Origin of the sequence: Oricola sp. (assembly GCF_022763245.1) — a bacterium.
Lineage (GTDB): Bacteria > Pseudomonadota > Alphaproteobacteria > Rhizobiales > Rhizobiaceae > Oricola.
On sequence record NZ_JALEGV010000031.1, the window covers coordinates 1 to 12,041 of the forward strand.

General features: G+C 62.1%; 7 protein-coding genes and 1 pseudogene. 3 read left to right on the top strand and 5 right to left on the bottom strand.

The features are described 5' to 3' along the window. The 3 genes and pseudogenes from MRY80_RS13730 to ettA form a co-directional block, all read right to left on the bottom strand. A pseudogene (locus MRY80_RS13730) lies at window positions 1-1,288 on the bottom strand (hypothetical protein); the annotation flags it as partial. 350 nt (window positions 1,289-1,638) lie between these two features. Beyond that, window positions 1,639-3,990, bottom strand: coding sequence for a calcium-binding protein (locus tag MRY80_RS13735; RefSeq protein ID WP_293291593.1), 2,352 nt, complete (start codon window positions 3,988-3,990; stop codon window positions 1,639-1,641). Between the two features lie 751 nt (window positions 3,991-4,741). After that, window positions 4,742-6,391 carry an energy-dependent translational throttle protein EttA gene (gene ettA, locus MRY80_RS13740; protein WP_293291594.1) on the bottom strand — a complete coding sequence of 550 codons (1,650 nt, stop codon included), beginning with the start codon at window positions 6,389-6,391 and terminating at the stop codon, window positions 4,742-4,744. Between the two features lie 223 nt (window positions 6,392-6,614). Here ettA and MRY80_RS13745 point away from each other — a divergent pair, with 223 nt between their 5' ends. The 3 genes from MRY80_RS13745 to MRY80_RS13755 all read left to right on the top strand — a co-directional run bounded on the left by MRY80_RS13745 (window position 6,615) and on the right by MRY80_RS13755 (window position 10,322). Continuing rightward, window positions 6,615-8,372, top strand: coding sequence for a phospholipase D-like domain-containing protein (locus MRY80_RS13745; protein WP_293291595.1), 1,758 nt, complete (start codon window positions 6,615-6,617; stop codon window positions 8,370-8,372). A gap of 74 nt (window positions 8,373-8,446) precedes the next feature. Further along, window positions 8,447-9,379 (top strand): alpha/beta hydrolase, encoded by a 933-nt coding sequence (locus MRY80_RS13750; protein WP_293291596.1) that lies wholly within the window; start codon window positions 8,447-8,449, stop codon window positions 9,377-9,379. 100 nt (window positions 9,380-9,479) lie between these two features. Beyond that, window positions 9,480-10,322, top strand: coding sequence for a hypothetical protein (locus MRY80_RS13755; protein WP_293291597.1), 843 nt, complete (start codon window positions 9,480-9,482; stop codon window positions 10,320-10,322). 4 nt (window positions 10,323-10,326) lie between these two features. Here MRY80_RS13755 and MRY80_RS13760 read toward each other — a convergent pair whose 3' ends face one another. Both MRY80_RS13760 and MRY80_RS13765 read right to left on the bottom strand, forming a co-directional pair. Then, window positions 10,327-11,304 carry a DUF808 domain-containing protein gene (locus tag MRY80_RS13760; protein ID WP_293291598.1) on the bottom strand — a complete coding sequence of 326 codons (978 nt, stop codon included), beginning with the start codon at window positions 11,302-11,304 and terminating at the stop codon, window positions 10,327-10,329. A 179-nt stretch (window positions 11,305-11,483) separates the two neighbouring features. Then, entirely contained in the window at window positions 11,484-11,879 is a 396-nt protein-coding gene (locus MRY80_RS13765) for a cytochrome c family protein (RefSeq protein ID WP_293291599.1), read from the bottom strand. Window positions 11,880-12,041 lie beyond the last annotated feature (162 nt).

Consider the following 12,041-nt stretch of genomic DNA (forward strand, 5'->3'; position numbering starts at 1 on the left):
AGCCGTTGCCGGAGATGACGTCGGCGCCCGAACCGCCCTTCACATTCTCGATATTGGCGATGGTGTCGCTGTCGATCTCGCTGCCCGAGGCGGTGCCCGTCGACAGCGACACCGTCACGCCGAGCGTCGTGCTCTCATAGGTCAGCGTGTCCGTGTCGTCGCCGCCGTCATAGGCGTCATTGCCCTCGCCCGACCCGCCGATGATCAGGTCGTCGCCCGGCCCGCCATCGACCGTGTCATCGCCGTCGCCGCCGCTGAGGGTGTCGTTGCCTGCGAGGCCGTCGATGTTGTCGATCCCGCCATTGCCGGAAATCGTGTCGTCTCCGACGGTTCCTTTCAGCACTTCCGATGTGGAAAGGCCTTCGATGTGCAGGTCGAGCAGATCGACAGTGCTCAGTGTCGGGTGGATGAAGACCGCGACGCCTGCGAAGGCGGGATCATCCGCAATCGTGGCGCCGATGGCGGCCTCGACCTGCGCGAAGTAGTTCGGGGCCCCGAGATCTCGATGGCTCTCCTCCCACTCGAAATCGAGAACGATCCGGGTCGAGGTCGCAGACAGATTGGCGAGTTCGTCGGCGCTTTGGGCGACCGCCCGCGCGACCAGTTCGTCGAAGTCGTGATCAACGTCGGGGTCAATGGCGTCGGTCAGCCTGATCGGCAGGATGATGGTGTCTACATCCGCTCCCAGGATGGCTGAATCGCCGTAATTGACACCCTCAAGCTCGAAACGAGTGTCGCCCGTGTCGATGAAAGCGCCATGGTAGGTCGAGGTCGTCAGGCTTGCGTCGAAGGTCTTGACCCTGTCATTCACGCCTTCAAGCAGGACGGTGTATTGCCGCAGAATGTCGGCCTTGCCCGCGTCATCGGCGAGTATCCAATCATCCGTCGAGGCGAACTCCGTGTCGGTGACGATGCCCGTGATGCTGTCCTGATGCTCCGAATTGCCCACGAAGGTCAGGGTGGCGTCGATCATCCAGAAGGCCCGCTCATGCTCCGATGTCTTCCAATTTTCGAGACCGTTTATCGGCATGAGCTCGACATTGCCGGTGAAGCCGCTGGCAAACAGCAGGTCGAGCGTCTCTTCGAGGTCCGCAGCAAAAGCGCTTGAGTCGAACCCGTCCAGATAATCCCATTCGGAACTGAGCTTTCGTCCGTCGATCCCGATGACGAGGGTCGTGACACCCAACGTGCCGAACAAGTCCGCGGCGTCCTCGATGTCGGCCTGGCTTGGCCCGCCCGTCACGGGCGACCAATCATTCATCGGGTACCAGTAGGACAGCTGCGTCATCTCGGTTCAGGCATTCTTCCGCGAAATGTGCGGAGCTCGATCGAGACGCGTCTCATGTCCATCGCCTTTTCCATAATCGAAAATACCGGGATGATTGTCATTCAGATTTTCGGAGGTACCCACCGTGAAATTACAATACTAAGTAGCAGCCTTGCGTTACGGCAACCACCACCGCCTGACGGCCTCTCATTTCTCTTGTTCTCGGCCGCACAAAGGCATGCTGGCGCTCGACATGGATGCCGAACGGTCAGACCTTAGGAAATCCGGGGATACGGCGCATGACCCGTTTGGGTTATTGGCCGTGACTTTGGCACCCAGCCGGTTGATCTATGACGCGCCGACAAGCCGCCTCAAACGAACACGAAATCCGACTGTTCGATCTCGCCCGTCGATCCGAGGACGAGGATCGCGTTGCCGTCGAATTCGATGCGGGTCATTCCGCCATTGTCGATGATCGTCAGGTCCGAGAATTCGTCGATAGCCGCATAGCCGGAGAAGTTGATCTTGTCGGATCCGTCTTCCCAGTCGGCGATGTAGTCGAGGCCGCTGACGGCATTGAAGACGAAGGTGTCCGCATCCGCACCGCCGAAGAGCGAGTCGGTGCCCGCACCACCCTCGATGATGTCGGCGCCGGCCTGGCCTGCAATCACGTCATTACCGTCACCGCCCGTCAGCGTGTCGGAACCGCCACCGCCCGCAAGCGTGACACTGGTCGTCACGCCGGTCGCGTCGAGAACGTCATCGCCGTCATTGCCGTTGACCCGCTCGACATCCGTGCCGGCCAACGAAAAGACGAAGCTTCCGGTGTCCTGGATGTAGATCCGGTCGTAGCCCTCACCGCCATCGAAGGAGGCGTCGCCGGAATCGGCGAAGAAGCGATCGTCGCCCTTGCCGCCGATGAAGTTGTCCGACCCGCCATCGCCGAACAGGAAGTCGCTGCCGTCGCCGCCATCCAGCGTGTCGTCGTCGTCGCCGCCGGAGATCTGGTCGACCGCCGAACCGCCCGTCAGCGTGTCGTTGCCGCCGAGCCCGCTGATGACAAGCGACGTCGCGACCCCGGTGCCGTCGAAGGTGTCTTCACCGCTGCCGCCAATGACGCGTTCGATGTTGGTGCCGGCGAGCGCGACATTCACGCCGTTCGTGTCGGCGACGATGATGCGGTCGTAGCCGCCGCCGCCGTCGAACGAGGTGTCGAGCGCGTCGATGTAGAAATCATCCGCACCGATGCCGCCGACATAGCTGTCCGCGCCGGCCGAACCGATGAGCACGTCGTTACCGGTGCCGCCATCCAGCGTGTCATCGCCGGCACCCGCCGCAATCCTGTCGTTGCCGGCAAGGCCGTAGATTTCGTCGGCGTAGGCTGTCGGCAGCAATTGCATCGCCGGCGTGTGGGTCGCGTCAATCTCGTCGGCGCCGGACGTTCCGATGATCCTGACGCCTCCGGTCGGGCCCGCGCCGCTGAAAGCACCGGTGGCGAGATCGAGCGTGCCGTCGTCGAAGGTGAAAAACTCAATCCCTTTGAACGTGTCGTTGTCGTCGGGTCCGGAAATCGTGCCGGCGACGAAGTCGATCAGGTAATCGTAGTAGCTTCCCGAGAAAATGGCGGTGTCAATGCCCAATCCGCCTTCCAGCGTGTCATCGCCCTTGCCGCCTTCGAAGGTGTGGGATTGCCCTCCCGCGACGTTTGACGCGCCGATGAAATCATTTCCGCCATTGCCCCTTACGATGCCCCCAGCCGAGCCAAGGAAGAAGAAATCGTCACCGGAGCCACCATCCACGTCGAACCACATGGAAGCGCCGCCGGTGTATCTGATATTCAGCTGGTCGCCGAATTTGATGTCAAACGTGCTGATATGCCCGGCGACATCAGAGTTCGAAATATCGTAATAGACGACATCGAACCCATTGACCGCCGCATAGCCGGCCGATGTCTCGTCTACGTAGATGGCATCCACCCCGGCGCCAGCGCTGAACCGGGAGCTTCTTAGGAGTGCATCAGGGTCGAAACTCGCCCCCCTGAAGTCCAGAATGTCGTCGAAACCCGTCAGGTTGACGTCGAAATACTCGACATCCTTGATTTGTGTGTTTCCGTTCGACTCGTCGGCAGCGAAGGGCGTGGCCTGCCCGAACTGAAAGTGCATTCCCGACGAGGCTGCCTGAAATGAAATCTGCAGAAAATCCAACCCGTCGCCACCATTGATCAGATCACCCATCTTGGCGAGGATTTCGTCATTGTCTTCACCGCCATCAATGATGGCCTGCCCCCCCGTCAGCGCGTAGACCTTGTCGTTCCCCGGTCCACAATTGATGACGCTGAGTCCGTTCTTGAGATTCCAGAGATCATCGTCGCCCGCCCCGGCGTCGATGGTCTGACTGCCCCAGTATTCGTACCAGGACGGATTACTGAAACGATCAATGATGTCAGCGGCATCCGATCCGATCACATGGATGTTGGCACCCTCGTAGCCGATTTCGGGAACGTAATATTCCGGGACCGGGGGAATGTCGGCGCCCGGGTCACTCTCGCTGTAATAGGAACCGCTCATCTCCAGCATGACCGGTTCGATCAGGATCAGGGCCTCGCCCTGGCCGGCGATAATGTAGGAAAAGGAGAATGTCGCTTCCCAGTAGGTGTGAAAATTGTCTTGAGAACCCGGCGGCAGTTCTGTCGTCCAGTTGGTCCAATCCAGCCTTCCAGGCATATAGCCGAGTCGCACACCGGGATTCGACGGAGGTTCCTGACCCCAATCAAGAAAGAAATTCGTCGGTATGTTGAGATGGACCTCGCCATCGTCATTTACGTCGGAAGCGTAAATCGTCAGATCCATCAACTCGCCCCATCAGAATACTGACTAATTATAACTTAATAGATTTTGCATCATTTGATTGCAGCCGCAACAGCAACCGGCAATTCTTTTTGGGGCAGAAAATGTCGTCTGTGCCACGCGAAAACACTGCAGCGGCCGGATCGGGAAGCAGGCAGATCGAAGAAATAGCCTCCGCTCGATCACACGAACACAAAACCCGAGGGTTCGATCTCGCCCGTCGATCCAAGGACGAGGATCGCGTTGCCGTCGAACGCGTTTCGTGTCGTCAGGCGATTGTCGATGATCGTCAGATCGGAGAATTATCCAGGACCGCACAAGCGGAGCAGTCGATCATGTCGGAAGCGACTTTCCAGTCGGCGACTCAGTGAAGGCCACTGCCCGGGTTGAACACGAAGGTGTCGGCAAGCGAATGGGCTGATCAGAAGGAGCACGGCCGCCGCATGTCGTGAAACGCGGGCCCGTTTCAGGCAGGCGACGACCGTTCGAGCGAGACGATTTTCCATCATCTCGAGCTGATCAGCCAAAGAAATGGCTGCAATCTCATCACGCAGTTCGACCTGCGCGCACCATCCGTCTCAAATCAAGAGACGCGGCCCTTCTCGCGATGGCACGCGCAGCACGCGCGCTACCGCGTCAGCCGCTTGTACGTCACCCGCTTCGGGTTGACGCTGTCGGGGCCGAGGCGGCGGATCTTGTCGGCTTCGTAGTCCTCGAAGTTGCCCTCGAACCACTCGACATGACTGTCGCCCTCGAAGGCGAGAATGTGGGTGGCGAGGCGGTCGAGGAACATGCGGTCGTGCGAGATGATGACTGCGCAGCCGGCGAAGGCTTCAAGCGCCTCTTCCAGCGCACCCAGCGTCTCGGTGTCGAGGTCGTTGGTCGGTTCGTCGAGCAGGATGACGTTGCCGCCCTCCTTCAGCATCTTGGCCAGATGCACGCGGTTGCGCTGGCCGCCGGACAGCGTGCCGACCTTCTGCTGCTGGTCGCCGCCCTTGAAGTTGAAGGACGAGCAGTAGGCGCGCGAGTTCACCTCGTGCTTGCCGAGCTTGATGATGTCGTTGCCGCCGGAGATTTCCTCCCAGACGGTCTTGTTGGCGTCGAGCGCGTCGCGGCTCTGGTCGACATAGGAGAGGTTGACGGTCTCGCCGACGGTGACCTCGCCCGTGTCGGGGGCTTCCTGGCCGGTGATCATGCGGAACAGCGTCGTCTTGCCGGCGCCGTTCGGGCCGATGACGCCGACGATGCCGCCGGGCGGCAGCTTGAAGGTCAGGTCGTCGATCAGCAGGCGTTCGCCATAGCCCTTGGAAATGCCTTCGGCGTCGATGACCACCTGGCCGAGCCGCTCGCCTGCCGGGATGATGATCTGCGCGTCGCCCGGACGGCGGTCATTGGCCGACTTGACCAGTTCGTCATAGGCCTTGATGCGGGCCTTGGACTTCGCCTGGCGGGCCTTGGGCGAGGACGCGATCCACTCCTGTTCGCGGGCAAGAGACTTCTGGCGGGCAGCCTCCTCGCGGCCTTCCTGCGCCATGCGCTTGGCCTTGGCTTCCAGATAGGCGGTGTAGTTGCCCTCGTAGGGAATGCCGCGGCCACGGTCGAGCTCGAGGATCCAGCCGGTGACGTTGTCGAGGAAGTAGCGGTCGTGGGTGATCATCAGCACGGCGCCGGGATATTCGCGCAGGTGCTTTTCGAGCCACGCGATGGTCTCGGCGTCGAGGTGGTTGGTCGGCTCGTCGAGCAGCAGCAGGTCGGGCTGGCGCAGCAGAAGCTGACAGAGCGCGACGCGGCGCTTTTCACCACCGGAGAGGTTGTCGATCGTCGCGTCGCCGGGCGGGCAGCGCAGGGCCTCCATCGCCATCTCGACCTGGCTGTCGAGATCCCACAGGTTCTGGGCGTCGATGATGTCCTGCAGCTTCGCGCCCTCTTCCGCCGTCTCGTCGGAGTAGTTCATCATCAATTCGTTGTAGCGATCGAGGATCGCCTTCTTGTCGGCCACGCCCTCCATGACGTTGCCGAGCACGTTCAGCCCCTCGTCGAGCTGCGGCTCCTGCGGGAGATAGCCGCAGGTCGCGCCGTCGGCGAGCCAGGCCTCGCCGGTGAACTCGGTGTCGAGGCCGGCCATGATGCGCAACACGGTGGACTTGCCCGCGCCGTTCGGGCCGAGAATGCCGATCTTGGCGTCGGGGTAGAAGGACAGATGGATGTTCTCCAGAACCTTCTTGGAGCCGTAGGCCTTGTTGAGGCCGGACATGTGATAGATGAATTGGCGGGCCATTCGAAAACACCGGATCGCGTTGTTGGGATTGTTGCGCGTTACTAGGCGAAACCGCGGCAAGGGGCAATGCGCCGACCGCCGCGCCGGCGACGATTTCAACCGCTTGGCGCAACGCCCGGATTGAGCCTTCGACATCCTCGCCAAGAACCTGCAATATACCGCAGCGGCATGTGTGTTATGCTTGATGCTAATCCCATCCTGTTCTTACGACGGGAAGTCCTGCATGCGCATCTTCACAAAAGCAGACGGGTTTTCTCTTCACGCCATCTCGGGCACGCGCGCGGTCATGTTGGCGATGAACGCGCGGCCGGACGTGCTGGACGGGTTCCTCGGCTTCGGCGTCGGCATCCGCTTTTCGGCGGGCGGCGCGATCACCTGGCTGAACGGGTTCAAGTGCTTCCGGTCCGTCGAACCCGACCCGCAGCGCGCGCAGCGGTTCAAGACGGTCGAGCACCCGGTCCAGGATTTCAAATGGGGGCATTACTGGGCCGAGCCCGACCGCGACTATCACTATGTCGTGCGACCGCTTTTCCGGCCGGCCGACGGCGACCTTTCGAACCTGCGCGCCGGCACGGATCTGGAACTCACGATCCGCACGGAATCGGAGGTCAATGGCCGCCATTCAGTGTTCTTCAATCGCGGCGCGATCGTCAGCCAGGCCTATGCCGAACGCTTCGCCAATGACGAGACACTCGACGAGGAAGAACTCGCAGCACAGCTGGACGATCCCGATGCCGAGCGCACCAAGTGGCTGTCTCGCGGACTGCTGGAGGGCGCGCTCGCCTTCATCGCACAGGCGACGGACAGCCGCTTCAGCCTGCATTGCGGCTTCTACGAGCTGACCTATCCCCCGATCCTGCAGGCGCTTGCCGATGCTGCGGCGCGCGGCGCGATGGTGGAAGTGACCTTCGAGGCCGATCACTTCGAGCGCAGCGCCAATGCACGGGCGGAGACCAAGTACGGCAAGATGAACCGGGCGGCGATCGCACCGTTCCAGGGCCGGCCGCGGCTGCATTTCCGTGAACGCATCCACTTCATCAACATCACCCACAACAAGTTCATGGTGCTGAAGGAGAACGGCCGGCCGATCCAGGTCTGGACAGGCTCCACCAACATCACTGCGTCCGGCTTCTGCGGGCAAAGCAACACCGGGCACATCGTCCGAGACGAGGCCGTTGCCAAGGCCTATGCGGACTATTTCGCCCTGTTGGCCCGCGACGCCGAGCGTGAGGAGATGAAGGCCTTTACCGGCATGCACAGCCCGAACCCGCCGGAGGTACTGCCCGACGCTACGGTGACGCCGCTTTTCTCACCCCGGCGGGGTTCGTCCATGCTGGACTGGTACGGCCGGCGCATCGAAGCGGCCGAGCAGACCGTGATCCTGACGTCGGCCTTCGGTGTGACGACCCGGTTGGCGCGATACTTCGACAATGACCGCGACTATCTGCGCTACGTCCTGATGGAGCAGCGAAGCCGTGGCGAAGACGCGCAGGACATGGTGGAGCGCGACCGGGACACGCGCGTCGTCTTCGGTCAGGGGTTGGGCACAACCGGCTCGCTCGGCCACTGGCGCGACATACCGGGCTTCAAGCTGGAACACTGGATGTGGCGCGAACATCACTTCCGCAGTTCTGGCCACGTGTTCTTCATTCACACAAAATATATGGGCATCGACGTGTTGAGCGACGATCCGGTCGTGTTCACCGGCTCGGCCAACTTCTCGCCCGGATCGCTGACGTCCAATGACGAGAACATGCTGCTGATCCGCGGCGACACCGCGGTCTCCGACATCTATCTCACGGAGTTCTTCCGGCTGCTGAACCATTTCTACTTTCGGCAGGTCGCCAACCGGCAGGCCGAGGACGGGCAAAGCGATCCGGACATCCGCTTCCTGCATGAGGATGACGGGTGGGTGGCTGGCCACTTCCGGGCCGAGAACTACCGCGCCAAGCGCCGCGAATTGTTCGGCGTCGCGCCGTAGCCATGCGCAAGACCGGTTTGGATTTGACACGACGCCCCGCTTGGCCGCTATTCAATGGCGGGGGGCAAAGATACATGGCGTTCACCGACAGACAGGTCCATCGTTCCGCCACGGGCGCGGCGCTGGCGCTTCGCCACGAACCGGCGCGGGGAGAGGCGATCGGCGCGGTGCACATCCTGCACGGCCTGGCCGAACATTCGGAACGCTATGCCGGTTTTGCCCGCGTGCTCGCGGCGGCAGGGTTCCACGCCTATGCGCATGACCATCGCGGGCACGGCTTCACGGAAGCGCCCGGCGCGCCGCTCGGCTCGTTCGACCATGGCGGCGACGGCGCGAAGCTGGTGATCGACGACATCGTGTCTGTCCAGGACCGCATCGCCGAAACGCATCCCGGCCTGCCGGTTATCGTGTTCGGCCATTCGATGGGCGGGACGATCGCGCTCGCCTACGCGCTTCGCGAGCCTCGGCGCATCGCCGGTGTCGCGGCCTGGAACGCCAGCCTGACTGCCGGGCCAGCCGGAAGGGCGGCACAGGCGGTGCTCGCCTGGGAACGGTTCCGGCTCGGCTCGGACATGCCGTCCGCCCTGCTGCCGCGCCTCACCTTCGGCCAGTGGGCACGGTCGGTGAAGAACCGCCGTACGGAGTTCGACTGGCTGTCCCGCGATCCTTCGATCGTCGATGCCTATGTCGCCGATCCCCTGTGCGGTTGGCCGGCCTCCGTGGGCATGTGGAGCGACATTCTCGATCTCGTCTTCACCGTCACCCGCGTCGCTGACGCGCCGGAGGCCACGCGCAGCCTGCCGCATCACCTGCTTGGCGGCGAACGCGACCCGGCGACGGAGTTCGGCAAATCGGTGCGGCGCCAAGCGGACCGCATGCGCGCCAGCGGCTTTTCGGATGTGACGCTGCGCCTGTTGCCGGAGATGCGCCACGAGACGCTGAACGAGATCCGGCGCGAGCCTGTCGTTGCCGAGTTGCTCGAATGGCTGACCGAGCAATCGCGCTAAGCCCCGCTGAAAATACTTCACCCGCATGAATTCTTGCTGTCGCCACGTCATGTTTTTCGTGTGACACTTCCCTATTCGCAAGCTTTGGAGGGACGAGCACATGACCAAGACGGTGGTTCTTCTGACCATTCACGGAATGGGCGAAGGCGATACGGCCACCGGCGAGATTTCCAGCGACGATGACATCACCTATCCGAACGACATGATCGAGGCGATGGAGAGGACGTTCGAAGAGCGGTGGCAGAAGGTCGAAATCGTCAAGATCTACTACCAGGGTTTCCTGCAGCCCAACGAACTGGACTACTACCGGAAGACGCAACGCAAGATGTCCTGGCATCCGCTGCGCAAGCTGGCGATCAACGGGATCGCGGATGCGGGGAGCCTCGAATATTCACGCGCCACCGAGGGCGGGCCCTATTACCTGACCCAAGGCCACATCATGGAGAAATTGGGTGCCGCCCATGACAATGTCGGCGGCAGCTCCCCGCCAGTCGTCGTCCTTGCGCATTCACTCGGCTGCGAAGTCATCTCCAACTACATCTGGGACGCCAACAAGGAGACCAAGACCTACGGCTTCTGGGAAAAAGCCGAACGGGAGAGCCCGCAGGGGCCGCGGCTGGAGTTTCAAAAGCTGACGACGCTGAAGGCGATGATCACGACCGGTTGCAACATCCCGATGTTCATCGCCGGCCTGCGGCCGGAAGAGCGCGTGCCGATAGACAAGCCGACCGACGACTTCACCTGGGACAATTACTACGACAAGGACGATGTCCTCGGCTATCCGCTGGAAGCCTTGAGCGAGGACTACGGCAAGCTCGTCACCGACCATGCGATCCGCGTCGGCAATCTGTTCACGGGCTGGAATCCCTTCAGCCACAACGAGTACTGGAAAAGCAGGACGATCCGAAACGCTCTTGCCGACCAGCTCGAGCATTACATCTGACCCCTCAAGCCGCTTTCTTGTCGCCTCCGCCCGTGACCAGTTTCCAGAGCGGTGCGACAAGAGAGAGGCCGATCGGGATGAGCGCCAGGCCGAGAGCGAGGCCGAAGACACCGTCCATCGCCGCCTTGGCGATCCATTCGACGGCAGCCTCTGCGCCAGACACAGCGTGGCCGGCCGCGACTGCCCAGTCGTGGATCTGGTGACCGAGCCAGGCGAAGCCGAGCGATTCGAGGCCGTGAACGACGATCGATCCGCCGACCCACAGCATGGCGGCCGTTCCGACTGTGGTCAGCACGGTCAGGAAACCGGGCATGCCCCGGACGATGGCGCGGCCGACAGCCCTCGTGACGGCGAAGCGTCCGCGCTCCGCCATCAGCAGGCCGACATCGTCCGCCTTCACGATCAGCGCCACACCACCATAGACGACGGCGGTGATGCCGATACCGGCGACGGCCAGCGTGGCGGCTTCCAGCCAGAAAGTGCTTTCGGGGATCGCGGCGAGGATGATGGTCATGATCTCGGCCGACAGGATGAAATCCGTCTTGATGGCGCCCGCGACCTTCTGCTCCTCGAGATGCAGCGGGTTTTCAGGCGTCGCGGCCGCTGCCTTGTGCTCGGGACCGTGATGCGGCCGGATCACATGCACCACCTTTTCCGCTCCCTCGAAACACAGATACATGCCGCCCAGCATCAGGAGCGGCGTGATCAGCCAGGGTGCGAAGGCCGACAGCAACAGGGCGGCGGGCAGCAGGACGAGCAGCTTGTTGCGGATCGAGCCGACAGCGATGCGCCAGACGATCGGCAATTCGCGCGCCGGCTCGAAGCCATGCACGAATTTCGGGGTCACCGCCGCATCGTCGATCACCGCGCCGGACGCCTTGGCCCCGGCCTTGATCGCCTGTCCCATCACGTCGTCCACGGACGCGGCGGCGATCTTGGCGATCGCCACGACATCGTCGAGAAGGGCCAGAAGACCGCTCATGTAACTTCTCCGCCTTGGTCGCTCATTCGAGCCATGGTCTAACCGCGATGACCCGCCATGAGAACACCCTTTCCTTGGGGAAGTTCGGCGCAGGCCGGATCACGACAGGTCGACAAAAAGAAAACCCCGCCAGGCTGGCAGGGTTCCCTTCGATCTGAAAAGGCGTTCTCAGCGGGCGATTATTCGACGCCGCTCACCTGCGCCAGATAGGCGATGACATTCTCGATGTCGGCCGGCTTCGTCAGTTTGAAGGTCATCTTCGATCCGTCGACCATGTCCTTCGGCGCCGGCAGGTACTGCGTCAGCGTCTCGGCGTTCCACACGAGGCCGCCGGCTCCCAGTTCCTTGATCCCGTTGGAATATTTCTTCTGGAAATCCTCGACGGAACCGGCGGTGCGGCCGTAGACGCCGTCAAGATGAGGCCCGACCTTGTTCTTGCCGTCGATGGCGTGGCAGGCCATGCATTTCTTGAAGACCTTTTCACCGGCCGCAGGATCACCCGTGATCTCCTGAGCGGATACGCTCGATGCGACCAGCAGGGCCGCGCCTGCCAAGATTGCGGAAGAAAGTTTCATAGGGTTCCACCTCACTTTGAGTTTCGGAAACAGGCCGCTCGCAGCCGGTCCGTTTCCCTGTTTAAGCGACCGCCCTTGCGAGGGCGCATTGAGACCAGAGGTCGCAGAGCGCGGAGGCCAGATGGTCGATGTCGGCCTGCGTGTGCAGCGGCGTCGGCGTGA

Bases quoted from the DNA above. Each gene is read 5' to 3' on its own strand.
- MRY80_RS13735 (WP_293291593.1), bottom strand. From the start codon at position 3,990: ATGCCTGGAAGGCTGGATTGGACCAACTGGACGACAGAACTGCCGCCG.
- ettA (WP_293291594.1), bottom strand. From the start codon at position 6,391: ATGGCCCGCCAATTCATCTATCACATGTCCGGCCTCAACAAGGCCTAC.
- MRY80_RS13745 (WP_293291595.1), top strand. From the start codon at position 6,615: ATGCGCATCTTCACAAAAGCAGACGGGTTTTCTCTTCACGCCATCTCG.
- MRY80_RS13750 (WP_293291596.1), top strand. From the start codon at position 8,447: ATGGCGTTCACCGACAGACAGGTCCATCGTTCCGCCACGGGCGCGGCG.
- MRY80_RS13755 (WP_293291597.1), top strand. From the start codon at position 9,480: ATGACCAAGACGGTGGTTCTTCTGACCATTCACGGAATGGGCGAAGGC.
- MRY80_RS13760 (WP_293291598.1), bottom strand. From the start codon at position 11,304: ATGAGCGGTCTTCTGGCCCTTCTCGACGATGTCGTGGCGATCGCCAAG.
- MRY80_RS13765 (WP_293291599.1), bottom strand. From the start codon at position 11,879: ATGAAACTTTCTTCCGCAATCTTGGCAGGCGCGGCCCTGCTGGTCGCA.